Annotated in this window: 22 protein-coding genes; 13 read left to right on the top strand and 9 right to left on the bottom strand. The window is 68.0% G+C overall.

Annotated elements, in window-relative coordinates; genetic code table 11:
* Positions 1-10: 10 nt before the first annotated feature.
* From kdpA to J2X70_RS05920, 5 genes are read left to right on the top strand one after another with little or no spacing between them, the layout of a single operon-like run.
* Positions 11-1720, top strand: coding sequence for a potassium-transporting ATPase subunit KdpA (gene kdpA, locus J2X70_RS05940; protein ID WP_025879422.1), 1710 nt, complete (start codon positions 11-13; stop codon positions 1718-1720).
* Between the two features lie 9 nt (positions 1721-1729).
* Positions 1730-3790: a potassium-transporting ATPase subunit KdpB gene (gene kdpB / locus J2X70_RS05935; RefSeq protein ID WP_309909414.1), complete on the top strand. Its 2061-nt coding sequence runs from the start codon at positions 1730-1732 to the stop codon at positions 3788-3790.
* Positions 3787-4431, top strand: coding sequence for a potassium-transporting ATPase subunit KdpC (gene kdpC / locus J2X70_RS05930; protein WP_025879420.1), 645 nt, complete (start codon positions 3787-3789; stop codon positions 4429-4431). Before kdpB ends, kdpC begins: the two co-directional genes overlap by 4 nt.
* 51 nt (positions 4432-4482) lie before the next feature.
* On the top strand, positions 4483-7143 hold the full coding sequence (locus tag J2X70_RS05925) for a sensor histidine kinase KdpD (RefSeq protein WP_025879419.1): 2661 nt from the start codon (positions 4483-4485) through the stop codon (positions 7141-7143).
* Positions 7124-7837 carry a response regulator transcription factor gene (locus J2X70_RS05920; RefSeq protein ID WP_025879418.1) on the top strand — a complete coding sequence of 238 codons (714 nt, stop codon included), beginning with the start codon at positions 7124-7126 and terminating at the stop codon, positions 7835-7837. Before J2X70_RS05925 ends, J2X70_RS05920 begins: the two co-directional genes overlap by 20 nt.
* A gap of 333 nt (positions 7838-8170) precedes the next feature.
* Here J2X70_RS05920 and J2X70_RS05915 read toward each other — a convergent pair whose 3' ends face one another.
* The 3 genes from J2X70_RS05915 to coaBC are packed head-to-tail and all read right to left on the bottom strand — an operon-like array spanning position 8171 to position 12273.
* On the bottom strand, positions 8171-10519 hold the full coding sequence (locus J2X70_RS05915) for a phosphomannomutase/phosphoglucomutase (protein WP_309909410.1): 2349 nt from the start codon (positions 10517-10519) through the stop codon (positions 8171-8173).
* Positions 10520-10531: 12 nt separating this feature from the next.
* Positions 10532-11020 (bottom strand): dUTP diphosphatase, encoded by a 489-nt coding sequence (gene dut, locus J2X70_RS05910; RefSeq protein WP_309909408.1) that lies wholly within the window; start codon positions 11018-11020, stop codon positions 10532-10534.
* Complete coding sequence (coaBC, locus tag J2X70_RS05905; RefSeq protein WP_059064131.1) at positions 11017-12273, bottom strand: bifunctional phosphopantothenoylcysteine decarboxylase/phosphopantothenate--cysteine ligase CoaBC; 1257 nt, start codon at positions 12271-12273, stop codon at positions 11017-11019. The genes dut and coaBC overlap by 4 nt, the downstream gene beginning before the upstream one ends.
* Before the next feature lie 225 nt (positions 12274-12498).
* On the opposite strand from coaBC, the gene J2X70_RS05900 reads away from it, so the two are divergent.
* The 4 genes from J2X70_RS05900 (at position 12499) to J2X70_RS05885 (ending at position 16619) form a co-directional block, all read left to right on the top strand.
* Positions 12499-13125 carry a response regulator transcription factor gene (locus tag J2X70_RS05900; RefSeq protein ID WP_025878376.1) on the top strand — a complete coding sequence of 209 codons (627 nt, stop codon included), beginning with the start codon at positions 12499-12501 and terminating at the stop codon, positions 13123-13125.
* Between the two features lie 71 nt (positions 13126-13196).
* On the top strand, positions 13197-13901 hold the full coding sequence (radC, locus tag J2X70_RS05895; protein WP_025878375.1) for a DNA repair protein RadC: 705 nt from the start codon (positions 13197-13199) through the stop codon (positions 13899-13901).
* A gap of 114 nt (positions 13902-14015) precedes the next feature.
* A complete protein-coding gene (gene argS / locus J2X70_RS05890) occupies positions 14016-15704 on the top strand; it encodes an arginine--tRNA ligase (protein ID WP_025878374.1) in 1689 nt (562 codons plus the stop codon).
* A gap of 21 nt (positions 15705-15725) precedes the next feature.
* Entirely contained in the window at positions 15726-16619 is an 894-nt protein-coding gene (locus J2X70_RS05885; RefSeq protein ID WP_080150423.1) for an SPOR domain-containing protein, read from the top strand.
* An 85-nt stretch (positions 16620-16704) separates the two neighbouring features.
* Here J2X70_RS05885 and J2X70_RS05880 read toward each other — a convergent pair whose 3' ends face one another.
* Positions 16705-17457, bottom strand: coding sequence for an SDR family NAD(P)-dependent oxidoreductase (locus J2X70_RS05880; RefSeq protein ID WP_025878372.1), 753 nt, complete (start codon positions 17455-17457; stop codon positions 16705-16707).
* 88 nt (positions 17458-17545) lie between these two features.
* On the bottom strand, positions 17546-18040 hold the full coding sequence (locus J2X70_RS05875; RefSeq protein WP_309909403.1) for a hypothetical protein: 495 nt from the start codon (positions 18038-18040) through the stop codon (positions 17546-17548).
* Between the two features lie 85 nt (positions 18041-18125).
* Between J2X70_RS05875 and J2X70_RS05870 the strand changes: the two genes are divergently transcribed.
* The gene (locus J2X70_RS05870; RefSeq protein ID WP_025878370.1) at positions 18126-18593 is read left to right on the top strand and encodes a DUF1456 family protein; all 468 of its coding nucleotides are present in this window, start codon (positions 18126-18128) and stop codon (positions 18591-18593) included.
* On the opposite strand, the gene J2X70_RS05865 is transcribed toward J2X70_RS05870, so the two are convergent.
* On the bottom strand, positions 18562-19449 hold the full coding sequence (locus tag J2X70_RS05865) for a LysR family transcriptional regulator (protein WP_309909400.1): 888 nt from the start codon (positions 19447-19449) through the stop codon (positions 18562-18564). The genes J2X70_RS05870 and J2X70_RS05865 overlap by 32 nt on opposite strands.
* A gap of 99 nt (positions 19450-19548) precedes the next feature.
* Here J2X70_RS05865 and J2X70_RS05860 point away from each other — a divergent pair, with 99 nt between their 5' ends.
* On the top strand, positions 19549-20742 hold the full coding sequence (locus tag J2X70_RS05860) for an MFS transporter (RefSeq protein WP_309909398.1): 1194 nt from the start codon (positions 19549-19551) through the stop codon (positions 20740-20742).
* Here J2X70_RS05860 and J2X70_RS05855 read toward each other — a convergent pair.
* The gene (locus J2X70_RS05855; protein ID WP_025878367.1) at positions 20739-21437 is read right to left on the bottom strand and encodes a TorF family putative porin; all 699 of its coding nucleotides are present in this window, start codon (positions 21435-21437) and stop codon (positions 20739-20741) included. The two genes, J2X70_RS05860 and J2X70_RS05855, sit on opposite strands and share 4 nt — an antisense overlap.
* A 165-nt stretch (positions 21438-21602) precedes the next feature.
* On the opposite strand from J2X70_RS05855, the gene J2X70_RS05850 reads away from it, so the two are divergent.
* Positions 21603-21992 carry a DUF6165 family protein gene (locus J2X70_RS05850; protein ID WP_025878366.1) on the top strand — a complete coding sequence of 130 codons (390 nt, stop codon included), beginning with the start codon at positions 21603-21605 and terminating at the stop codon, positions 21990-21992.
* 9 nt (positions 21993-22001) lie between these two features.
* Here the strand turns inward: J2X70_RS05850 and J2X70_RS05845 are convergent, their stop codons facing one another.
* Together J2X70_RS05845 and J2X70_RS05840 are read right to left on the bottom strand one after the other, a co-directional pair.
* Positions 22002-22679, bottom strand: a complete 678-nt coding sequence (locus J2X70_RS05845) for a response regulator transcription factor (protein ID WP_033832821.1) — start codon at positions 22677-22679, stop codon at positions 22002-22004.
* Between the two features lie 191 nt (positions 22680-22870).
* Positions 22871-23443: an Ax21 family protein gene (locus J2X70_RS05840; RefSeq protein WP_025878364.1), complete on the bottom strand. Its 573-nt coding sequence runs from the start codon at positions 23441-23443 to the stop codon at positions 22871-22873.
* A 278-nt stretch (positions 23444-23721) separates the two neighbouring features.
* Between J2X70_RS05840 and J2X70_RS05835 the strand changes: the two genes are divergently transcribed.
* Entirely contained in the window at positions 23722-24081 is a 360-nt protein-coding gene (locus J2X70_RS05835; protein ID WP_025878363.1) for a DUF1428 domain-containing protein, read from the top strand.
* The last annotated feature ends 13 nt before the right edge of the window (positions 24082-24094 follow it).

Genomic DNA, 24094 nt, shown 5'->3' with positions numbered 1-24094 from the left:
GGAGCCTGCCATGACTGAAATTCTTGCCATTCTTGCCGCCAGCCTGGTGCTGGCCTGGCCCCTGGGCCTGTACCTCGCCCGGGTGATGCGCGGCACGCCGATGAAGGTCGACGTGCTGTTCCACTGGATCGAAAAGCCGCTGTACAAGGTGCTCGGCGTTGATCCTTCACGTTCGATGTCCTGGCGGGGCTACGTGCTGGCATTCGTGCTCAGCAACGTGGTGATCGCGGTGCTGACCCAGGCCGTGTTCATGACCCAGGCGTGGTTGCCGTTGAATCCGGACCAGATCCCGAACATGCGCTGGGACACGGCGCTGCACACGATGATCTCGTTCCTGACCAACACCAACCAGCAGCACTATTCCGGCCAGGCCCAGCTGTCCTACTTCTCGCAGATGACCGGCATCACCGGCCTGCAGGTGGTGACGCCGATGATGGGCCTGGCGCTGGCCGTGGCCACGTTGCGTGCATTGTTCTCGCGCGCGCCGAAATCGGTTACTGCGCCCGCCGCGGGCGATGACCGCCAGGTGGCGGTGGGCAATTACTACGCCGACGTCGTGCGCCTGTGCGTGCGCTTCCTGCTGCCGCTGTGCCTGGTATGGACGCTGCTGCTGACCAGCCAGGGCGTGCCCTCCACGATGGCCGGTGGCCCGCAGGCCACGCCGATCGATGCCAGTGCCGGCATGGCGCAGCAGAAGCTGCCGCTGGGCCCGGTTGCGGCGATGGTCGCGGCCAAACAGCTGGGCGCCAACGGCGGCGGCTGGTATGGCCCGAACAGCAGCTTCCCGCTGGAGAACCCGACCCCGGTGTCGAACATGCTGGAGGTGATCGGCATCCTGCTGGTGCCGATGGCGGTGATCTTCATGATCGGCGCGTTCACCGGGCGCCGTCGTTTCGGCGCGCTGGTGTTCAGCTGCATGCTCGGCATGTCGCTGCTGTCCACCGGTGCGATGGTGTGGAGCGAGGGCCATAGCGCCAGCGCGGCCACGCCGCTGCTGATGGAAGGCAAGGAAGTACGCTTCGGCGCCGATGGCACCGCGCTGTGGGCGGCGGTGACCACCCAGGTCTCCAACGGTTCGGTCAACGGCATGCACGATTCGCTGAGCCCGCTGTCTGGCGGCCTGGCGATGGTCAACATGCTGGTCAGCGCGATCTGGGGCGGCATCGGCTGCGGCCTGCAGCAGTTCATCGTGTACCTGCTGCTGGGTGTGTTCCTGGCCGGGCTGATGACCGGCCGTACACCGGAACTGTTCGGCCGCAAGCTGGAAACGCCGCAGGTGCGCCTGCTGGCACTGCTGGTGCTGCTGCAGCCGATCACGCTGCTGCTGTTCACCGCGATCACGCTGGCCGTGCCGGGTCTGGCGGGCACCTCCAATCCCGGCTTCCATGGCATCAGCCAGGTGTTCTACGAGTACGTCTCGGCCTACGCCAACAACGGCTCGGGCTTCGAGGGACTGGGTGACGCCACGCCCTGGTGGAACCTGAGCTGCTCGCTGGTGCTGCTGCTGGGCCGCTTCCCGCTGCTGATCATCCCGCTGGTGGTGGCCGCGCAGCTGGCCGCCAAGCGGCAGGCCCCTGAATCGGCCGGCAGCCTGCAGATCGAAACCCCGACGTTCGCCCTGACCCTGGTCTCGGTGATCGTCATCCTGACCGTGCTGCAGTTCATGCCGGCGCTGGTACTCGGCCCGATCGCCGACCACCTGAGCCTGGGACTGCACTGAGGACACCCCATGAGTAGTCACGCAACCGCAAACCGTTCCTCTTCCGTGGCTTCCCGCCCGGCCCTGCTCGATGCCGCCGGCCTGCGCCGCGCGCTCATCGAGGCCGTACGCAAGCTGTCGCCGATGCATCTGGTGCGCAGCCCGGTGATGGCGGTGGTGATGGCCGGCACGATCGTCGCCGCGATCATCACCCTGACCGGCAATGCACCACTGGGCTTCGGCCTGGCGGTGACCGCGATCCTGCTGGTCACCGTGCTGTTCGGCAATTTCGCCGAGGCCGTGGCCGAAGCACGTGGCCGTGGCCAGGCCGCCTCGCTGCGCCGCGCCCGCCAGGACCTGGTGGCGCGTCGTCTGGCGTCGGCGCAGGCCGGTGCCAGCGAGACCCAGGTGCCCGCCGCGGAACTGCGCCCCGGTGATCATGTGATCGTCAGTGCCGGCGAGCTGGTGCCGGCCGACGGCGAGATCGTGCAGGGCCTGGCCACCATCAACGAAGCGGCGGTGACCGGCGAGTCGGCACCGGTGCTGCGCGAGGCGGGTACTGATCGCTCCGGCGTGATCGGCGGCACCAAGGTGCTGTCCGACCAGATCGTCGTACGCATCACTGCCGAGCCGGGACACAGCTTCCTGGACCGCATGATCGCGCTGGTGGAAGGCGCCAACCGGCAGAAGACCCCGAATGAAATCGCGCTGACCCTGCTGCTGGCGGCGATGACGCTGACCTTCCTGGTGGTGGTGGCGACGCTGCCGGCGATCGGTGCGTCGGTGGGCGTCAAGGTGGATCCGCTGCTGCTGATCGCGCTGCTGGTGTGCCTGATCCCGACCACCATCGGTGGCCTGCTGCCGGCCATCGGCATCGCCGGCATGAACCGCGCGCTGGCCGCCAACGTGCTGGCCAAGTCGGGCAAGGCGGTGGAAGTGGCCGGTGACGTCGACGTGCTGCTGCTCGACAAGACCGGCACCATCACCTACGGCGACCGCCAGGCCAGCCACTTCCACGCACTGGCCGGAATCGACGCCGACCAGCTGCGTGAGGCGGCGCTGCTGTCATCGCTGGCCGACCCGACCCCGGAAGGCAAGTCGATCGTGCGCCTGGCCCGCGAACAGGGCTGCACAACCGCCGAGCCGGACCAGGCCGACTACCTGGCCTTCAGTGCGCAGACCCGCATGTCCGGTGTCGACCTGGTGCACGGCCGGCAGATCCGCAAGGGCGCTGCCGATGCGATCCGTGCCCATGTGCAGGCGCTCGGCGGCACCGTACCGGCCGAACTGACCGGGCGCGTGGACCAGGTCGCGCGCAACGGTGCCACGCCGCTGGTGGTGGCCGAGGGTCGCCATGTGCTGGGCGTGATCGAGCTGTCGGACGTGGTCAAGCACGGCATGCGCGAGAAGTTCGCACAGCTGCGGGCGATGGGCATCCGCACGGTGATGATCACCGGTGACAACCCGCTGACGGCTGCTGCGATCGCCGCCGAAGCCGGCGTGGATGACTACATCGCCGAGGCACGGCCCGAGGACAAGCTGGCCCGCATCCGTGCCGAGCAGGCCGGTGGCCGCCTGGTGGCGATGGTCGGCGACGGTACCAACGATGCGCCGGCGCTGGCCCAGGCCGACATCGGCCTGGCGATGAATTCGGGCACGCAGGCGGCCAAGGAAGCCGGCAACATGGTCGATCTGGATTCGGATCCGGCCAAGCTGCTGGCGGTGGTGGAGGTGGGCAAGCAGCAGCTGATCACCCGCGGCGCGCTGACCACGTTCTCGCTGGCCAACGATGTGTCCAAGTACTTCGCGATCCTGCCGGCGTTGTTTGCCGCCACCGTGCCTGCGATGGCCGCGCTGAACGTGATGCAGCTGTCGAGCCCGCGCAACGCGGTGCTGGCGGCGCTGATCTTCAATGCCCTGGTGATTCCCGCCCTGATCCCGCTGGCATTGCGCGGTGTGCGCTTCCGCCCGGCCACCGCAACGGCGCTGCTGCGCCGGAACATGCTGGTGTACGGCCTGGGTGGCGTGCTGCTGCCGTTCGCGGCGATCAAGTTGATCGACCTCCTTCTCGTCCTGGTATTTGGCGCATGAACCGTTCTGACTCCCCTTCCCTTTCCCGCGAGCTGAAGCGCGAGGCGCGCGTGGCCACGCTGCAGGATGGCGCCAGCTGGCGCCCGGCCATCGGCCTGGGCGTGGCCACCCTGCTGCTGGCCGGTGCGGTCTACGCCGGCATCGCCACCGGTTTTGCCGGCCTGTCCTTCCCGGCGCAGGCCGAAGGCAGCCTGCTGCGCGATGGCAGCGGCCAGGTGCGTGCGTCGGCATGGCTGTCGCAGCCGTTCACCGGCGATGGCTACTTCCAGGCGCGACCGTCGGCCGCCAACTACGACCCGATGGCGGCGGCCGGCTCCAACCTGGCCCGCAGCAACCCGGCGCTGGCCGAGCGTGTGGCGGCGAGCACCGCAGCAGTGGCCGCGCGCGAAGGCGTAACGCCCGCGCAGGTGCCTGCCGATCTGGTCACCCAGTCCGGCGGCGGCCTGGATCCGCAGTTGTCGCCGGCGGCAGCGCAGCTGCAGGTTGCCCGGGTGGCGCGTGCGCGTGGCCTGCCCGTCGAGCAGGTGCAGGCACTGGTGAAGGCCAACACGCAGGGCCGGCAATGGGGCGTATTCGGCCAGCCACGAGTGAACGTGGTGACGCTGAACTTCGCACTGGACCACGCGGCACGCGCGCCGTGATGCAGGGCTGCACCCGCTGCGCGCACAATGGCGGCCATGACAGCGGCTCCCATGACTGATCTGCGGACCCGCCAGGCCAACGCCCTGGTGGAAGGACTGCAACGCGAAGCCGGTGGCAAGCTCACCGTGTTCCTGGGCGCTGCGCCCGGCGTCGGCAAGACCTACGCCATGCTGACCCGCGCGCAGGAACAGCTGCGCCGTGGCGTGGACCTGGTGGTCGGGCTGGTGGAGACCCACGGCCGTGCCGATACCCAGGCCCTGCTGGAAGGCCTGCCACGGCTGCCGCTGAAGGACGTGGCCTACCATGGCCACGACCTGCAGGAGATGGACCTGGACGCCGTGCTGGCGAGGAAACCAGCGCTGGTGCTGGTGGACGAGCTGGCCCATCGCAATGCGCCGGGCAGCCGCCACGAACGGCGCTGGCAGGACGTGATGGAACTGCTGGACGCCGGCATCGACGTCTGGACCACGGTCAACATCCAGCATCTAGAGAGCCTCAACGATGTGGTGATGCGCATCACCGGCGTGCGTGTCAGCGAGACCGTGCCCGATGGCGTGCTCGACCGCCTGCATGACATCGTGCTGGTCGACCTGCCGCCGCGCGAACTGATCGCGCGCCTGCAGCAGGGCAAGGTGTACGTGCCCGAGCAGGCCGCGCAGGCCCTGCAGGCGTTCTTCTCGCCGGCCAACCTGACTGCATTGCGCGAGCTGGCGATGCAGGAGGCCGCCGACCGTGTCGACAGCAGCCTGCGCGAAGCCCGCGCCGCGCGCGGCGAGAGCAATCTGCCGTTGCGGCGTGGCGTGCTGGTGGCGATCGACGGCGGTGGCCAGAGCGAATACCTGGTGCGGGTGGCACGGCGCATCGCCGAACGCCGCGATGCACCGTGGACGGTGGTGACGGTGCAGGGGCGCCGCCAGGACGAAGCGACCCGGCGCGAGATCGATGCTGCGTTCGCGCTGGCCCGCCGCCTCGGCGGCGAAGCCGAGCTGCTGCATGGTTCAAGCATCGCCGATGCATTGCTCGACCACGCCGCGCACAACGGCGTATCGACGCTGGTGCTGGGGCGTACCCGCGAACGGCCGCTGGCGCGGATGTTCAACCGCACCCTGACCCAGCAGCTGATCCAGCGCGGCGCGCACTACGAGATCACCATCATCAGCACGCCGCAGGCGCGTGCGCGTTCCCGTCGAGAGGGGCTGCTGCCACCGATGCGCGGGGTCAGCCACGAGCCGTTGCAGGCCCTGATCGCCACCGCCCTTGCCTGCGCGGTGGCGTGGCTGGTCGAACGCTGGGTGGGCATGGCCGATCTGTCGATGGTGTTCATCGTGGCGGTGGTGCTGGTGGCTGCACGTACCCGCGCCAGCGTCGCGGTGATGGCGGCGATCCTGTGTTTTCTCGCTTACAACTTCCTGTTCATCGCGCCGCGCTTCACCTTCGCCATCGGCGCGCGGCAGGGCGTGATCACCGTGTTCCTGTTCCTGGCGGCGGCGCTGGTGGCCGGACGCCTGGCGTCGCGCCTGCGCATGCAGGTGATCGCACTGCGCGCGGCCAACCGCCATGCACGCGCACGCCAGCAGTTGGGCCGGCAGCTGGCCAGCGCGGCCGGCAATGGTGAAGTGGCACAGGCCGGCCGGCATGCGCTGGAACAGGCCATGGACGTACCGGCCTGGCTGCGGATCGGCGCCGATACCGCCGCCGGTGGCCGCAGCCTGCCCGGTGATACCGATCTGGCGGCGGCCGACTGGGCCCTGCGCCATGGCCAGCCCAGTGGCCGCTTCACCGATACCCTGGCCGGCGCGCAATGGTGGTTCCTGCCGCTGCTGGACGGCGAAGACCGCGCGATCGGCGTGGCCGGCCTGTACCTGCCGGGTGCGCAGGCGCGGCTGCTGCCCGAACAGCGCCAGCTGGCCGAAGCGATGGTCGACGACATCGCCCAGGCCGCGTTGCGCACGCGCTTGGTGGCCGAGCTGGAACAGGCGCATGTGAGCAACGAGACCGAGCGGCTGCGCTCTGCCCTGCTTTCTTCGGTGTCGCACGACCTGCGTTCGCCGCTGGCAGCGATGATCGGCTCGGCCGACAGCCTGGCCAGCTACGGTACGGCGATGGATCTGGCCGACCGCCGCGCGTTGCTGGACACCATCCTGGTCGAAGGCGAGCGCCTGGACCGCTACATCCAGAACCTGCTGGACATGACCCGGTTGGGCCACGAGGGCCTGAAGATCAACCGCGACTGGATAGGCGTGGACGAGCTGATCGGTTCGGCCGCCCGACGCCTGCAGCGCTACCAGCCGAAGGTGCGGCTGGAGCTGGATATTCCGGCAACGCTGGCACCGATATGGGTGCATCCGGCACTGGTGGAACAGGCGGTGTTCAACGTGATGGAGAACGCTGCCAAGTTCTCGCCAGCCGATGCCGCCGTGCAGGTGCTGGCGCGCGAACTGGACGGTCAGCTGCGCATCGACGTGATCGATGCCGGCCCCGGCATTCCCGACGACGAGCGCGCGCGCATCTTCGACATGTTCTACAGCGTCGAACGCGGCGACCGCGGCCGCCACGGCACCGGCCTGGGCCTGACCATCTGCCAGGGCATGATCGGCGCACACGGCGGCAGCGTGCAGGCGCTGCCCGGGCGCGACGGTCGCGGTACCCTGATCCGCATTACCCTGCCCCTGCTCAAGCCAGCCTCCCACGATGAGTCCGACCCCGACTGATGCCAGCGCGCCGGCCCCGCGCGTGCTGGTGATCGACGATGAAACCCAGATCCGCCGGTTCCTGGACATCAGCCTGCGCGCGCAGGGCTACCAGGTGCGCCAGGCCGCGACCGGCCAGGAAGGCCTGCAGATGGCTGCCAGCGAGGACATGGACCTGGTGATCCTGGACATCGGCCTGCCGGACATGGAAGGCCACGAGGTGCTGGAACAGCTGCGGCAGTGGAGCCAGGTGCCGGTGATCATGCTGACCGTGCGTGCCGGCGAAACCGAGAAGGTGCGTGCACTGGACAACGGCGCCAACGACTACGTGACCAAACCCTTCGGTACCCAGGAGCTGATGGCGCGGGTGCGGGCGCTGCTGCGCACACGCAGTGTGCCGACCGATGGCACGCCGCCGGTGTTCGACGATGGCCACCTGCACGTGGACCTGGTGCGCCGCGAAGTGGCGATCGACGGCGAGCTGGTGGCGTTGACCCGCAAGGAGTACGCGCTGTTGTCGCTGCTGCTGCGCAATGCCGGGCGGGTGGTGACGCAACCGCAGATCCTGCAGGAAATCTGGGGACCCACCCACCAGCACGACACCCACTACCTGCGCATCCTGGTCGGCAAGCTGCGGCACAAGCTGGGCGACTCGGCGCTGGATTCGCGCTACCTGTTCACCGAACCGGGCGTGGGGTTGCGGTTCAAGGGGTGAGGCGTGCCGACCCACGGTCGGCACCCACCAGCCAAGTAGATCCACGCCATGCGTGGATGGACATCATCGAAGAGCATCCACGCTTGGCGTGGATCTACTGTGTCGACCAAGGTCGACCCACCAACAGCACCGGGAAATTGTCAGAGGTGGGGCGGTGTCGGAGTGCGGGGTGTCAGCCGCATGGATGCGGCTGCCAAGCCTACAAGGACGTACTTGCGGCGTCCCCGCACTCCGACACCGCTCCACCAACCCACGGAGTGCCCGCTGTTGCTGTTGAGGTTGCCGGCCAGCGGCCGGCACTACCGCGGGTGCCGGGCGCAGCCCGGCCTCACCTCAGAACCCCAGCGGGGTGTCGCCCAGCACCGGCTGCAGCTGGCTGCGGAACAGCGCCTGGATACGCTCCAGTGCTGCTTCGTCGTTGCCTTCGAAACGCAGCACCAGCACCGGCGTGGTGTTGGAGGCGCGAACCAGGCCCCAGCCGTCGGCGAAGTCCACCCGCAGGCCGTCGATGGTCGACAGGCGGCCGCCGACATACGGGTTGTCCGGCGACTGCGCAGCGGCCACCAGCATCGCCACCAACGCATGCGGGGTGCCCTCGGCCACCGGCACCTTCAGCTCCGGCGTCGCCACCATTTCCGGCAGTTCGGCCAGCACTTCGTCCGGCGTTTCCTCGCGCTGGGCGAGGATCTCCAGCAGGCGTGCAGCGGCGTACAGGCCATCGTCAAAGCCGAACCAGCGTTCCTTGAAGAAGAAGTGGCCGCTCATCTCGCCCGCCAGTTCGGCGTCGGTCTCGCGCATCTTCGCCTTCATCAGCGAGTGCCCGGTCTTCCACATCAACGGGCTGCCGCCGTTGCGCAGCACGTGATCGGACAACCTGCCGGTGCACTTCACGTCGTAGATCACCATCGCGCCCGGGTTGCGCATCAGCACGTCGGCGGCGAACAGCATCAGCAGACGGTCGGCGTAGATGATCCTGCCTTCACTGGTGACCACGCCAAGGCGATCGCCATCACCATCGAACGCCACGCCGAGGTCGGCGCCAAAGCGCTTGACCGTCTGCACCAGGTCTTCCAGGTTGGCCGGCTCGCTGGGATCGGGGTGATGGTTGGGGAAGGTGCCGTCGACATCGCAGTACAACGGGATGACTTCTGCGCCGATCGCTTCCAGCAGCTGCGGGGCGAAGGCACCGGCCACGCCGTTGCCCGCGTCGGCCACCACTTTCAGTGGTCGGTCCAGCTGCACGTCATCAGCAATACGCTGGATGTAATCGGCGGCGACCTCGCGCTGCTGGTAATCTCCCGGCTCCGCAGCCTGCACCAGACGGCCTTCGACAATGCGCTGGTAAAGGTCGGTGATCGCATCGCCGGACAGGGTCTCACCACCGATGACGATCTTGAAACCGTTGTAGTCCGGCGGATTGTGGCTGCCGGTGACCGCTACACAGGTACCGGTGCGCAGATGGAAGGCGGCGAAATACACCACCGGGGTCGGCGCCAGGCCGATATCGATGACCGCACAGCCGGCGCGCCGCAGGCCTTCGGCAAGACCGGCCGACAGTTCGGGACCGGACAAGCGCCCATCGCGACCGATCACCACCTCGCGCAGGCCCTGCTCAAGGGCGACGGTGCCGATGGCCTGGCCGATCAGCGCGGCGGTGCGCGCGGTCAGCTCGCTGCCCACGACGCCGCGGATGTCGTAGGCGCGGAAGATGCCTGCAGCCAGCTCGTCGGCCGGAACCGGTGGCGGCGGAGGTGGCGCAGCCTCGGCCACCGTCTCGCCGGGCACAGTTGGCGGGACCATCTGCAGGCTTTCGCGCAGGGTCGGGCCATGATCGGCGTCGGCCACCGCGCTGCGCCGGCTGGGCAGCGGCAGCGACTTCGGCAGCCGGCCACGACCTACCACCAGCAGTACCGCGATGAAGCCCAGCAGCAGGGCGACAATCGCGCTGGCCAGGGCTCCCAGCCCCAGCGGGCCGGGTTCCACATTGGGCACCCCGGCGGCCAGCCGCAACGGCGTTCCCGCCACCGGGCGCGCCATTGCTTCGGCGCTCTCGGACAGGCCGGTATCGCCCTGCACCACGATGTTGTGTGCTCCCTGGCGCAGCGCCAGGAAGCCGTTGCCGGGAGCGCTCACCTGATCCAGCGGCGCGGTCAACCGCAACAGCGGCTGGCGGACATACACCACCGCCGGCCCGACACCGGCCAGTTGTACCGGCGCGGCCAGACCCAGGCGGTTGCCGCCGCCATCGCGGACCACGCGCAGGGTTGCCTTGCCTTCGGCCAGCGCCGATTCCAGCAGGGCCAGGCGTGCGAATCCAAAAGTGGCCGCATCGGCATAGCCTGCGGCCAGGTCAGCGCCCAGCACCTCCACCTGCTCGACGCCGGTCCAGCTTTCCCGCAGCGCCAGCGCGGCGCCGGCGGCATCACCGACCTGCAGCGCCTGCTGCACGCGGTCGCCCTTCAACTGCTGCTGCAGCTGCTGCAACTGGCCGGAGGCAGCCTGCTGCAGCCCTTGCACGGCCTGGTCGCGGGCCTGTTCCAGCGCGTCCCCGCTGGCGGCCTGCCGCCACTGCTGCACCGCGCTCCAGCCGAACCAGGCGGCCAGCAGTACCAGCAGCACGCCCAGCAATGGCGCGCTGCGTCCCAACGTCGTTCCCCGCTGTGCTTCCCCGATGCCGCTCATCGATGTCCCCTGTCAACGCACCCCGGTATGGCCGAATCCACCCGTTCCCCGCACGCTGTCGGTGAAAGTATCCACCACCTGCAGGCTGACGCGGGCAATCGGCACGATCACCAACTGGGCGATGCGATCGCCCGGCTCGATCGTGAAGGCCTCGCGGCCACGGTTCCAGACACTGATCAGCAACGGCCCCTGGTAGTCGGCGTCGATCAGGCCGGTGCCGTTGCCGAGCACGATGCCATGGCGGTGGCCCAGGCCCGAACGCGGCAGGATCACTGCGCACAGATGAGGATCGGCGATATGGATGGCCAGGCCGCTGGGGACCAGTGCGGTATCGCCCGGCTGCAGGGTCAGCGCGGTTTCCAGCGCCGCGCGCAGGTCCATGCCGGCGCTGGCTTCGGTGGCATAGGCCGGCAGCGGCCAGCTGTCGCCGAAGCGCGGGTCGAGCAGCTTGACCTGCAACGGTTGCGGGATGAATCCGTGGGTGTTGCTTGCCTGGGTCATGCCTGAAGCCTCCGCGCGATCAGCGCCAGCAGTTGTTCGGCCAGCTCACGCTTGGAAGTAGCCGGGAATACCTGTTCGCCATCCTGCCAGAAGGCCGTGGCGGCATTGTTGTCGCTTTCGAAACCACCGCCGCTGATGCCCACCTGGTTGGCGATCACCAGGTCCAGGCGCTTGTCGACCAGCTTGCCGCGCGCATATTTCTCCACATCGTGGGTCTCGGCGGCAAAGCCGACCACCAGCTTCAACGACTGCGTCTGCGCGGCAACCTCGGCCAGGATGTCCGGGGTGCGCACCAGCTCGATCACCAGCGACTGGCTGTCGGCGGTCTTCTTCAGCTTCTGCGCGGCCACCTGACGCGGGGTGTAGTCGGAAACGGCGGCAGCACCGATGTAGATGTCGGCCGGCAGCGCATCCAGTACCGCCTCGCGCATCTGCGCGGCAGAGCGCACATCGATGCGCTGCACGCCGGGCGGCGTCGGCAGCTGCACCGGGCCGCTGACCAGCACCACCTGGGCACCGAGCCCGGCGGCAGCGGCGGCCAGCGCGTAGCCCATCTTGCCGCTGCTGCGGTTGCCCACGTAACGCACCGGATCGATGTCTTCATAGGTCGGGCCGGCGCTGATCAGCAGGCGCAGGCCCTGCAGGGCGCGCGTTTCCGGCGCCGCGGCAGCGGCAGCGCCGTTGGCGGCCAGGGCGGCGACGATGTCGGCCGGCTCGGCCAAACGACCGGGGCCGGATTCGCCTTCGGCCAGCGGCCCATCGACCGGACCGATCACCTGCGCGCCGCGCTGGCGCAGCAGGGCGATATTGGCCTGGGTGGCCGGATGCAGCCACATCCGATGGTTCATCGCCGGGCACACGGTCAGTGGTGCGGTGCTGGCCAGGCACAAGGTGCTGACCAGGTCATCGGCGTGGCCCTGGGCCAGGCGGGCCAGCAGGTCGGCGGTACCCGGCGCGATCACGATGCGATCGGCCCAGCGTGCCAGTTCAATGTGGCCCATGGCCTGTTCGGCGGCGCTGTCCCACAAGGTAGTGCGGGTCGGCTGGCCGGAAAGGGCCTGGAAGCTGAGTGGGGTGACGAACTGCTGGGCGCCGGCCGTCATCGCCACCTGCACCAGCGCACCGGCATCACGCAGGCGTCGAACCAGTTCCAGGGCCTTGTAGGCCGCGATCCCGCCACCGACACACAAGAGCAGTTTCTGGCCTTCCAGCGCGCGGGTCCGCGTCGGGGAAGCGTTGGGAGAATCAGCCACCTGGAATTCCTGTGCAAACGAGGGCGTTAGCTTACCCGAAGGCCAGCAACCTCCCGGTGCACGCGGCACATAGCGGGCGGCTATCAGCACATGGGCGGGGGCCGATGGAGTTTTCCGGGTTTGCTGCGCGCCGATTCGGAACTTTCCTATACCTCTTCGCGTCCCCGCTTTGCAGAATCATTGCTGGCCACCGAGGTGTGCCGTTCGATTTCCCAGGAGTTCCCCGTGCAACCGCGCATCATCATTGCCGACGACCATCCGGTCGTCCTGCACGGCATCCGAATCGTGCTTGAGCGTCACCAGATGGACGTGGCCGGTGCCGCTGCCGACGGTGCCGGACTGCTGCAGCTGCTGGTCCAGCAGCCCTGCCACGCCGTACTCACCGACCTGTCCATGCCCGGCCCCGGCCCGGACGGCCCTGAACTGCTGGCCGAGCTGCGCCAACGCCATCCCGACCTTCCCGTGGTAGTGCTGACCGGGGCCAGGCACCCGGGGTTGCTCGATGGCCTGCTGCGCGATGGCGTACACGGCCTTGTCGACAAGAGCGCCGACTTCGCCGAACTACCGCAGGCCCTGCATGCCGCCATGGCCGGGCAGGTGTTCGTTTCCGACCAGCTGCGGCGCCACCTGCAGGCCCGCGATCTGCTGTTTCCCCACCCACCGGCCGCATTGTCGACACGCGAACTGGAAGTGCTGCAGCTGCTGACCGACGGCCTGAACATCAATGCCATCGCCGACCGCAGCGGGCGCAGCCCGAAGACGATCAGCCGGCAGAAGGCCGAAGCCATGCGCAAGCTTGGCCTGCAGACCAACCAGGAACTCTACGACTACCTGCAGACCCGGCGCGACTGAGGGCTTGGCCGACCCGCAGGTGCGGCAAGGGCTTATGGGAGCGGTCGGCGATGATCGCCATGATGGGCGCCATGCCCATCCACGAATGGCCCGAAGAAGAGCGTCCCCGCGAGAAGCTGCTGGCCCGGGGTCCCACGGCATTGTCCGACGCCGAACTGCTGGCCCTGTTCCTGGGTTCCGGCATTGGCGGCCGGGACGCCGTACAGACCGCGCGCGACCTGTTGCTCGCCCACGGCCCGTTGCGGGTGCTGCTGGACCGCTCCGCCCGCGAACTATCGAAACTCCCCGGGTTGGGGCCGGCTCGCAGCTGCACGCTGGCCGCAGGGCTGGAGCTGGCCCACCGCTACCTGGCCGCTGAACTGCAGCAGGGCGAAGCGGTCGGCAACAACCCTGCCGCCGTCGGCCGTTACCTGCAGCACCGTCTGCGTGGGCAGGCACGGGAACTGTTCGTGGTCCTGTTCCTGGACAACCGCCACCGCCTGATCGCCTGCGAGGAACTGTTCGCCGGCACCATCAACGCGGCCCCGGTCTACCCGCGTGAAGTAGTGCGCAGAGCCCTGCTGCACAACGCCGCCGCGGTCATCCTCAGCCATAACCATCCCTCTGGCGACCCGGAACCCTCGGCCGCCGACGCGCAGATCACCGAGGAACTGCAACGGGCCCTGGCACTGGTCGACATCCGCCTGCTGGACCACTTCGTGGTCGGCGAGGGGCGTCCGGTTTCGTTTGCTGAACGGGGTCTTCTGCCACCGCTCCAGGCCCGCCTGGTCGGATGAGCCCCGCAGCAGCACGCCGCGACGCGTGCCCTGGCAGGCAGGCCCCGGTCAGCGTTGAGGCCGGCATCTGCGCTAAAATGGGCGATTCCGCCGCTCATTCTCACAGCAGGCCTCGTGAAAAATCTCCTCCGCGCCCTGATCAGCCAAGGCATCGAAGCCTTGCGCGCCAATGGCACCCTGCCCGTCGACTCCCTGCCGCCGGACTTCGTGGTCGAGCGCCCGAAGACCCGCGACCACGGCGACTTCGCCACCAACGCCGCGATGCTGCTGGCCAAGGCCGCGCGCAGCAATCCGCGCGCACTGGCACAGGCGCTGGTCGAGGCACTGCCGCGCAGCGAAGACGTCAGCAAGGTCGAGATCGCCGGCCCCGGCTTCATCAATTTCCACCTGGCGCCGGCCGCGTACCAGCGCGAAGCCGTCACCGTCATCAAGGAAGGCGCCGATTACGGCCGCAACCTGTCCGGCAATGGCCGCACGGTAGGCGTGGAGTATGTGTCGGCCAACCCGACCGGTCCGCTGCATGTCGGCCACGGCCGCGCCGCGGCCATCGGCGACTGCGTGGCACGCGTGCTCGATGCCAACGGCTGGAATGCCAAGCGCGAGTTCTACTACAACGATGCCGGCGTGCAGATCGAGAACCTGGCGCTGTCGACCCAGGCCCGGGTGAAGGGCATTGCCCCGGACCAGGAAGGCTGGCCGGAAGGCGGCTACCGCGGCGACTACATCGCCGACGTGGCACGTGCCTACATGTCCGGCGCCAGCGTCGACCTGGAAGGCACCCTGGTAGTCGGCGCCAAGGACCCGGACGACCTGCAGGCGATCCGCCGCTTCGCCGTGGCCTACCTGCGCAACGAGCAGAACCTGGACCTGGCCGCGTTCGGCGTGGATTTCGACATCTACTTCCTGGAAAGCTCGCTGTACGCCGATGGCAAGGTGGCCGAGGCAGTGGCCAAGCTGCAGGCGTCGGGCCATACCTATGAGGAAGGCGGCGCGCTGTGGCTGCGCAGCACCGACTTCGGTGACGACAAGGACCGCGTGATGCGCAAGTCCGACGGCACCTTCACCTACTTCGTGCCGGACGTGGCCTACCACCTGTCGAAGTGGCAGCGCGGCTACGAGCGCGCGATCACCGAACTGGGCGCGGACCACCACGGTTCACTGGCGCGCGTGCGTGCCGGCCTGCAGGCCATGGAAGTGGGCATCCCGCAGGGCTGGCCGGAATACGTGCTGCACCAGATGGTCACCGTCATGCGCGGCGGCGAGGAAGTGAAGCTGTCCAAGCGTGCCGGCAGCTACTTCACCCTGCGCGACCTCATCGAAGAAGCCGGCCGCGACGCCACCCGCTGGTTCCTGATCGCACGCAAGCCCGATTCACAGCTGACCTTCGACATCGACCTGGCCCGTCAGCAGAGCAACGACAACCCGGTGTTCTACGTGCAGTACGCACATGCCCGCGTCTGCAGCCTGCTGCGCCAGGCGCAGGAGAAGGGTCTGGTCTACGAACAGGGCACCGGCCTGTCCAATCTGGGCCGCCTGGCCGATGACGCATCGCTGGCCCTGATGAACGAGATCTCGCGTTATCCGGAAGTGGTGGAAGCGGCCGGCGTGGCGCTGGAACCGCATCTGGTCGCGCAGTACCTGCGCGAATTGGCGCACGCCTTCCACACGTGGTATCACGGGACGCCGGTGCTGGTGGACGACGCGACCGATCGCAATGCCAAGTTGACCCTGGCCTGCGCGGCGCGCCAGGTACTGGCCAACGGCCTCGACCTCCTGGGCGTTTCCGCCCCGGAAAAAATGTAAGCCTCAGGAGACGCAGTAGACATGGCAGCACGACGCGGCAAGACACAGGCTCGGCGCAACAGCAGCCAAGGCACGCCCGGATGGGTGTGGCTGGTTGCCGGCGTGGCGATCGCCGCCGTGGTGTTCCTGGCGGCGCCGAACCTGTTCAAGGGCGAGGGCGATGGCTTCCTGCGCGCCGGTCCGCAGCCGAACCCGAACGCGCAGCCGGCGCCGGTGGCCGATGGCGAAGGCGATGTCGGCACCCAGCCGGCCGCACAGCCGGCCACGCCGAAACCGGCTGAGCCGGAAAAGCCGGCCGCCACCCAGTACGACTTCTACACCCTGCTGCCTGGCAAGGAAGTGGAGATGTCCGACGCCGAACTGGCCGCCAGCGCGCGCGCCGAGGAACAGCGCCGGAGCAAGGCCGAAGCGCAGCGCGCGCAGGCCGCACTGGAAGGCAAGCCCGTGCCGGCGGCGGTTGCGGCCGCAGCCCCTGCGGCGACGGCGAGCGTTGCCAGCACCGCGCCGGTGACCGCCACCAGCCGTCCGCTGCCGACGCCGGTGAGTGAACGCCCGACGACCGCCGCGCCAGCGGCCACCACCGCGCCGGCCAGCACCAGCACCGTTGCCGCCGCTCCTGCGGCACGCAGCGAAACCGCGCCGGCCGCCGCCAGCACTGCAGCAGCCCCGGCACCGGCCGACAACGCCCGCTACATCCTGCAGGCCGGTGCGTTCGGCGCGTCCGGCGATGCCGAAGCGACCAAGGCCAAGCTGGCGATGATGGGCCTGGCCGCACGCGTGGAGTCGGCGCAGATCAACGGCAAGACCGTGTACCGCGTACGCATGGGGCCCTATGGCACCGCCGGTGAGCTTTCCGAAGCCAAGCAGAAGCTGGATGGCACCGGCCTGCAGGCGATGGCGATCAAGGCGCAGTAAGCGTGCGGGCATAATGAAAAAAGCCGGGCATTGCCCGGCTTTTTTTTGCCCGTGCAGCGCCGGGCTCGACGCTGCAGACAGCGGATCAGCTCTCGCGGGCAACCTGGAAACCGGCGAACGACTGGCTGACCGGCATCAGTTCCAGGCGATTGATGTTCAGGTGCGGGGGCAGGCTCGCCACCCAGAAGATCTGCTCGGCGATGTCTTCGGCGGTCATCGGGTTGGCGCCGGTGTACAGCTTGTCCGACGCAACCTGGTCGCCATGGGTGCGGACCACGGTGAACTCGGTTTCGGCCATGCCCGGTTCGATGGTGGTCACGCGTACACCGGTACCGTGCAGGTCCGAACGCAGGCCCAGCGAGAACTGGCTGACGAACGCCTTGGTGCCGCCATAGGCGTTGCCGCCCGGATACGGATAGACACCGGCCACCGACGAAATGTTGATGATGGCGCCCTTGCGCTCCACCAGCTGCGGCAACAGGCGATGGGTCAGGGTGACCAGCGCGGTGATGTTGGTGTCGATCATCGTCGTCCAGTCCTTCAGGCTGGCGCTCTGCGCCGGCGCGGTGCCCTGGGCGAGACCGGCATTGTTGACCAGCAGATCGATGTCACCGAAGGCCGGCGGCAGCGCCAGCAGTGCCGCTTCCATCGCGACCGGATCACGCACGTCGAACACGGCCGCGTGCACCACCTCCTTGCCGTAGCGCTCGACCAGCGGCTGCAGGCGTTCGCTGCGACGGCCGGTGGCGATCACTTTCCAGCCCGCCTGGGCGAAACGGTGTACGGCAGCGGCGCCGAAGCCGGACGTGGCGCCGGTAATCAGGACGGTTCGGGTCATCAGACAACTCCGTGGGAAACCAGACCGCCATTCTGGCACCGTCGGCCCACGGCTGCGTTGCCGGATCGGCCCGCTGCGGTGCGCGCGGTCAGCGCAGGCGGAACACGCGTGCCTTCGGCAGATCTTCGTCGACCTGCAGGAACCAGCGCCCGGCAATGCCCGGAATCACCTCGATCTGCGGTGCCTGCAGGGTCTTGCGCAGCTTCATCTGGCCCTTCATCACCTGCCACTGCTGACCGTTGTCGAGGGTGAACACCGTGCCCGGCTGCCAACCCGCGACGTCGCCGACCACGCGGGCGCTGACCGGCCCCTCTTCCAGGCCCAGGTGCATCGCCGCCGGGGCGGGAACGTTGGCCGGCACCGGCGCGCCGGTGTTGGCCGCAACCGCCGCCCGCGTGGGTACGGGCGTAGATGCCTCGGCCTCGCGCAGCATGCGGTTCAGGGTCTGCAGCTGGGTCGCGTCCAGGCCCACTTCGGCCAGCTGGGCCGCGCTGAGACGCTGCTCCACGGGCACGAAACGGTCCTGGGCGGTGGCGGCGAAGCTGCTGGCGGCCAGCAGAACGGAAAGGAGGTACCGGCGCATTGGAGAGGGTCTCTGCAGAACAGCGCTCACGATGCTGCAATCCGGTGACAGTCCGGTTACAGCCGCAGGGCCGGTACAATGGGCCATGATCAATAATGATGTACTGCGCAGCGTGCGCTATTCCCTGGACCTCGGCGACCACCACGTGGTGACCCTGTGCCAGATGGCCGATCCGGCGTTCGAAGTGGATGTCGACCAGGCCAAGGCCTGGCTGCTGCGTGAAGACGAGCCGGGTTTCCAGCCGATGAGCGACAGTGCGCTGGCGCACTTCCTCGATGGCCTGATCCTGCACCTGCGCGGTCACGATGAGGGCCAGGCGCCGCGTGCGGTGGAAACCCGCATCGACAACAACCTGGTGTTGAAGAAGCTGCGCGTGGCCTTCCAGCTGCGCGATGTCGACATGATGGAGATCTTCACCAGCATCGGCTTCAACGTCTCCAAATCCGAACTCGGCGCGCTGTTCCGCCAGCCCGGCCACAAGAACTACCGGCGCTGCCTGGACCAGATGCTGCGCAACTTCCTCAAGGGCCTGAGCCTGCGCCTGCGCAGCTGAGCACGGCGTCGACGAAGGCGCGTGCGGCCGGCGTCGGCAGTCGCTGCCACACCAGATGTACGCGCCGGGTCGGGGTCGGTTGCAGCGGCACCTGCACCACCCCTTCGAAACCGTCGGCGATCCGCACCGGCACGATGCCCACCGCCAGGCCGTGGCGGACGAAGCGCTCGACCAGTTCCATCAGGTTGACCTCGAAACGCACCTGATGCGGCAGGCCCGCTGCGGCGAACGCATCATCGGTCTGCCGGCGCGCGCCGGTCCCCCGCGGGAAATCGACCAGGGCCTCATCCTGCAGCGCCGCCAACGGCAACCGCTGGCGCGTGGCCAGCCGATGCTGCGGCGCCAGCACGGCCACCAGATCCTCTTCCTGCAGCATCTGGTGGCAGACGCCCTCGAGATGGGCCGACGGCGCCAGCCCCACCAGCGCCACGTCCAGTGCGCGCGACTGCACCTGCTGCAGCAGGGTCTCGCTCTTGTCCACCCGCAACTGGAACTCCACCTGCGGGTGCTGCTGCTGGAAGGCAGCCAGCATGGCCACCACGTCGACGCCGGTCAGCGACGAGATCTGCCCGATCGCCAGCAGCCCGCGCACGTCACCACTGACGGCAGCGACGTCGGCACGCAGGTGGCGCAGGCTGGCCAGCACCTGCCGGGCGTGCACCAGCAACGCCTCCCCCGCCGCGGTGGCGCGCACCTGGCGCGGCAGCCGCTCGAACAACATCGTGCCCAGCTCCTGCTCCAGATGGGCAATCTGATGGCTCAGGGCCGACTGCACGACGTGGCAGCGCGCGGCCGCACGGGTGAAGTTGCGCTCTTCAGCCAGGGCCACGGCGAACTCGAGCTGCTTCAGGTTCACACCCGTATCTCAATTCCAGATGACAGCGATGATGATGATTCATTTCCATCATGATCGCAGCAGGCAGACACTGTGCTGCCCTGCTTCACGGAACATCGCGTGTCTCATTCCCTTCCTCCCCTGCAGCGCTGGCAGATCCTGTTGATGTCGGTCGCCACCGGCGTCGCGGTGGCCAGCAATTACTACGCGCAGCCATTGCTGCATACCATCGCCGATGCCTTCGGCGTGCCTTTCGGCCAGGTCGGCATGGTGGTGACCGCTGCGCAGTTGAGCTACGCCGCTGGCCTGATCCTGCTGGTGCCGTTGGGTGACCTGTTCGAGCGCCGCCGGCTGATCGTGGTGATGACGTTGCTGTCGGCCAGCGGGCTGGTGATCAGCGCGTGCGCGCCGTCGTTGCCATGGCTGCTGGCCGGTACCGCGATCACCGGGTTGTTCTCGGTGGTGGCGCAGGTGCTGGTGCCGTTCGCCGCCACCCTGGCCGCACCGGAGCATCGCGGCCGCGTGGTCGGCACGCTGATGAGCGGGCTGCTGCTGGGCATCCTGCTGGCACGCACCGTGGCCGGGCTGCTGTCGAGCCTGGGCGACTGGCGCCTGGTCTATGCGATCGCTGCAGGTACGCTGGTGCTGACCGCGCTGGCCCTGCAGCGCGGCCTGCCGCGTTTCCACCACAGCGCCGGGCTGAGCTACTTCGCGCTGCTGCGCTCGATCGGCACGCTGTTCGTGCAGGAGCCGGTGCTGCGCCAGCGCACGCTGCTCGGCGCGTGCAGCTTTGCGATGTTCGCGATCTTCTGGACGCCACTGGCCTTCCTGCTGGCGCAGCCACCGTATGCCTACAGCGACGCCACCATCGGCCTGTTTGGGCTGGTCGGTGCCGCCGGTACGCTGGCTGCCGGCCTTGCCGGGCGCATGTCGGATCGTGGCCAGACCGGCCGGGCCACGGCCATTGCGCTGGTGCTGTTGCTGCTGTCCTGGCTGCCTCTGGGGCTCTCGGCGCATTCGCTGCTGGCGCTGCTGGTCGGCGTGGTGGTGCTGGACCTGGCCGCGCAGCTGCTGCATGTCAGCAACCAGAACCTGATCTACGCACTGCAGCCGGAGGCACGCAACCGCCTCAATGCCGGTTACATGACCGGCTATTTCATCGGGGGTTCGCTGGGCTCGCTGCTGTCGGCACAGGTCTACCAGCGTTTCGGCTGGACCGGCGTATGCGTGGCCGGTACCGCGGTGGCGGTACTGGCCCTGCTGGTGTGGCTGCCCAGTGCCTGGCGCGCACGCCAGGCCGCGTCGGCCGACTAGAAGCTGCCCTGCAGCGCCAGTTCCCAGCGTCCACCGGCATTGCCCGGGAACAGACGCTTGGCGGCGCTGTCGGTGTCATGCACGGTGGCGCGCAGTTCCCACGCCGGCGTCAACGTGGCAATGGCACTGAGCTGGCCATGCAGGTAGTCCGGCCCCTGCGCGGTGGCCAGCCAGTACTGCCCCACCGCCGCTTCCAACCGCACGCGCTCGTTCAACGGCACCCGCACGCCCAGCTGTGCGTAGGTGCCGCGATGGCCGCCGGCCAGGGCATCGTTGGAGTGGGCAACCTGCAGCCAGGCGCGTTGCTTCCAGGTGGTGGTGACATTGAGTTCGGTCCAGTCCAGTGCGCGGCCAGTGCCCGGATAGACATACCGGGTGAGGTTCGCATCCAGGCTCCAGTCCGGCGACAGCGCGCCGGACCAGCCGGCGACGAGATCGAACTCGCTGCGTGCCCCGCTGTCCGGCGTGAACGAGACATTCGATCCCCATGCGCTGGCATACCAGCCCGAACCCACCGTCACCTTTGCCCCCACCTGCGCGGCCGGATCGCCCTCGCTCTGCGAACTGCCGCGCCAGACATAGTCGCTGGTCAATGCCGCCGTGCCACTCACCTGCACCTGCGCCTGCACGCTGCCGGCGCACAGCAGCCCCGCCAGTGCGGCCGCGCTGGCCACGATCATCCCCTTGCTCTTCACTGCACTCACTTCCTCGTCGAAGGCGGTCTGTCCGCCGGGACGGCAGTGTCGATGGCAGGGCCGTAACGGTTCGATGGCGATGCTGCCGTGCCAGCGCAAATTCAGCGTAAATCCGCGCTGCGGTGGGCGCGGTATCATGCGGGCCTATTTCCAGGAACCAACCACGTGGACGCCATCCTGACCCCGGTATCGATCGGCGAGCTGATCGACAAGATCACCATTCTCGAGATCAAGGCCGAGCGCATCGACGATGCGACCAAGCTGGCCAACGTGCGCACCGAGCTTGACGGCCTGCTGCCGCTGCTGCAGCAGCAGCTTGACGCGCAGCCGGCACTGGCCGCGCTGAAGACGCAGTTGAAGGCCATCAACGAGCGCATGTGGGAGATCCAGGACCAGCTGCGCGACAAGGAAGCGGCGCAGGTATTCGACGAGGCGTTCATCCAGCTGGCGCGCGGCGTGTACGGCACCAACGGCGAACGCGTGCAGGTGAAGAACGAGATCAACCGTGTTGCCGGTTCGGCGCTGGTCGAGGAAAAGCAGTACCAGGGCGAGTAAGCGCGCCCGTCAGCCACACTCCAGCAGGTGGCGGATGCGGAACAGTTCGACATCGCTGCGGATGCCGAGCTTCTGGTAGGCCGCTTTCTTCTGCGTGCTGATCGTGCTGGCCGAGCGCTGGAAGCGCCGGGCCACTTCGCCGGTACTGCACCCCTGCAGCACCAGCCGCAGCACTTCGCGTTCACGCCGGCTCAGTGGCGTCAGACTGGGTGCCGACATCCGCCGCGCGCGCGATCGATTCAGCTGCGTGCGCAGCTCCGGGGGCACGAACCGCCCACCGCGGGCCACCACGTCCACCGCGCGCAGCAGCATTTCCGGCGTGGTCGCCTTGGACAGGAAGCCGCGTGCGCCGGCCTGCATCGTCGTGGCCACGGTGCTGGCATTGCAGTGCGCCGACAGCACCAGTATCGGCAGGCTGGGCCAGCGCCGGGACAATCCGCGCAGCAGCTGCAACCCGTCGCCAAGATCCCCCAGCGGCAGCGCATCGATCACCAGCAGGTCAACGCAGCCGGGTTCGCGTTGCAGCAGTTCCACCAGGTCATCTTCGTTGGCGTAGCTGCCACGCACGTGCACGCCGCTGTGCTGGTGCAGCAGCACTTCCACCCCCAGCCGCAGCACCGGATGCGGATCCAGCAGCGCCAGACGGCGCGGCCGGTCGGGGAGCAGCGGTGGGAGTACGGGCGGCATCGCGGTGTATCCGGCAGCACGGGATATCCACCGTAGGCCGCCACTGGCGGTGGCGGAATCCAATTCATTGCAATGCAACATGACGCCGCGCATCGCAGTCAGACTCTGTTCTGATTCCCCACAACGCAACAGGCCCGGCAATGCCGGGCCTGTTTCAGCACGAACAGCGCGCGGGCGCGCCGTAGATGCAATTACCAGCTGAAGCGCGGGCCGACGGTGTATTCCTTGTCGCCGTGGCGGTTCATCTTCAGCTCGCCGTTCAGGCCCCAGTTCTGGTTCAGCTTGACCTGACCACCCAGACGGCCGTACCACTGGCTGTCGATGTCGACGCCGTGCTTCTTCGAATAATCTTCGTAACCGACCAGGCCGTAGACCTCAGCGTGGGCACCGAACGCGGTACGGATACCGGCTTCAGCGCTGTAGCCGTTGAAATCCAGGCCGTGCTTCTGGTCGAACTTCTGGTAGGCGACGCGGGCAACGAAGTCGGTCGACGGAGCGATTTCGACGTTGTAGCCGGCACCGACCTTCCACTGGTCAACCTTGATGTTGGTGTGGTCGACTTCCTGACGGCTGTACTCGCCGAAAGCGTGGAAGTTCGGCAGGAAGCCGTAGGAACCCTTCACGCCCCAGCCATCAGCCTTGATGCCGTCAACGTCGGTCTTGGCGTAGTCAGCCTCGGCGTAGTTGTAGGACAGGTTCTCGGCGGCCGAAGCGGTGAACGGCAGGGCAGCGGCCAGAGCCAGAGCAATCAGCGAATTCTTCATGGGGGTACACCTTTACTTTCTTATGGTGTGCAGCAGCGCCAGGGCGCCATCGCATCGGGAATGTAAATTCTCCGTTATTCGCCACAACGCTCCCTGAAAACAGCGGTCTTCGCATTGCTGAATTTTTTGCATTGATTCAGCAAGGCTCAGGCATACGCGCGCGGTACGCGCACGCGCTTCGATTCAATGGCGCGGCAATCGATGTCGATTTGCCGCGCCCTGAAGCGTCGACTCAATGAAGGCCGTGCACTTGGCACGGTCCATTCCGGAGGCAAGCGATGAGCTACATCGATGGTTTCGTCCTGGCGGTGCCGACCGCCAACAAGGAGAAGTTCCTCGCCCACGCGCGCAGCGGCGACGTGGTGTTCCTCGAACACGGCGCGCTGCGCGTGGTCGAGTGCTGGGGCGATGACGTGCCGCACGGCAAGACCACCGACTTCTTCGGCGCGGTGAAAGCCACGGCGGAGGAGACCGTGGTGTTTTCCTGGATCGAGTGGCCGGACAAGGCCACCCGCGATGCAGGCATGCAGAAAATGATGGAAGACCCGCGGTTGGACCCGTCGAAGAATCCCATGCCGTTCGACGGTGCACGGATGATCTACGGCGGATTCGAGCCGATCTTCGAACTCAAGCGCTGACCCGGGCGGGCGT

Source organism: Stenotrophomonas sp. 1337 (genome assembly GCF_031455455.1).
GTDB classification, from domain to species: domain Bacteria; phylum Pseudomonadota; class Gammaproteobacteria; order Xanthomonadales; family Xanthomonadaceae; genus Stenotrophomonas; species Stenotrophomonas indicatrix.
Note: the sequence above shows the minus strand (reverse complement) of the source record. Positions and strands in the feature narration are given on the sequence as shown.

Bases quoted from the DNA above. Each gene is read 5' to 3' on its own strand.
- J2X70_RS05845 (WP_033832821.1), bottom strand. From the start codon at position 22,679: ATGCCGCCCGTACTCCCACCGCTGCTCCCCGACCGGCCGCGCCGTCTG.
- J2X70_RS05835 (WP_025878363.1), top strand. From the start codon at position 23,722: ATGAGCTACATCGATGGTTTCGTCCTGGCGGTGCCGACCGCCAACAAG.
- J2X70_RS05925 (WP_025879419.1), top strand. From the start codon at position 4,483: ATGACTGATCTGCGGACCCGCCAGGCCAACGCCCTGGTGGAAGGACTG.
- kdpA (WP_025879422.1), top strand. From the start codon at position 11: ATGACTGAAATTCTTGCCATTCTTGCCGCCAGCCTGGTGCTGGCCTGG.
- dut (WP_309909408.1), bottom strand. From the start codon at position 11,020: ATGACCCAGGCAAGCAACACCCACGGATTCATCCCGCAACCGTTGCAG.
- kdpC (WP_025879420.1), top strand. From the start codon at position 3,787: ATGAACCGTTCTGACTCCCCTTCCCTTTCCCGCGAGCTGAAGCGCGAG.
- J2X70_RS05915 (WP_309909410.1), bottom strand. From the start codon at position 10,519: ATGAGCGGCATCGGGGAAGCACAGCGGGGAACGACGTTGGGACGCAGC.
- kdpB (WP_309909414.1), top strand. From the start codon at position 1,730: ATGAGTAGTCACGCAACCGCAAACCGTTCCTCTTCCGTGGCTTCCCGC.
- J2X70_RS05920 (WP_025879418.1), top strand. From the start codon at position 7,124: ATGAGTCCGACCCCGACTGATGCCAGCGCGCCGGCCCCGCGCGTGCTG.
- J2X70_RS05870 (WP_025878370.1), top strand. From the start codon at position 18,126: ATGATCAATAATGATGTACTGCGCAGCGTGCGCTATTCCCTGGACCTC.
- J2X70_RS05880 (WP_025878372.1), bottom strand. From the start codon at position 17,457: ATGACCCGAACCGTCCTGATTACCGGCGCCACGTCCGGCTTCGGCGCC.
- J2X70_RS05875 (WP_309909403.1), bottom strand. From the start codon at position 18,040: ATGCGCCGGTACCTCCTTTCCGTTCTGCTGGCCGCCAGCAGCTTCGCC.
- J2X70_RS05885 (WP_080150423.1), top strand. From the start codon at position 15,726: ATGGCAGCACGACGCGGCAAGACACAGGCTCGGCGCAACAGCAGCCAA.
- J2X70_RS05840 (WP_025878364.1), bottom strand. From the start codon at position 23,443: ATGAAGAATTCGCTGATTGCTCTGGCTCTGGCCGCTGCCCTGCCGTTC.
- radC (WP_025878375.1), top strand. From the start codon at position 13,197: ATGCCCATCCACGAATGGCCCGAAGAAGAGCGTCCCCGCGAGAAGCTG.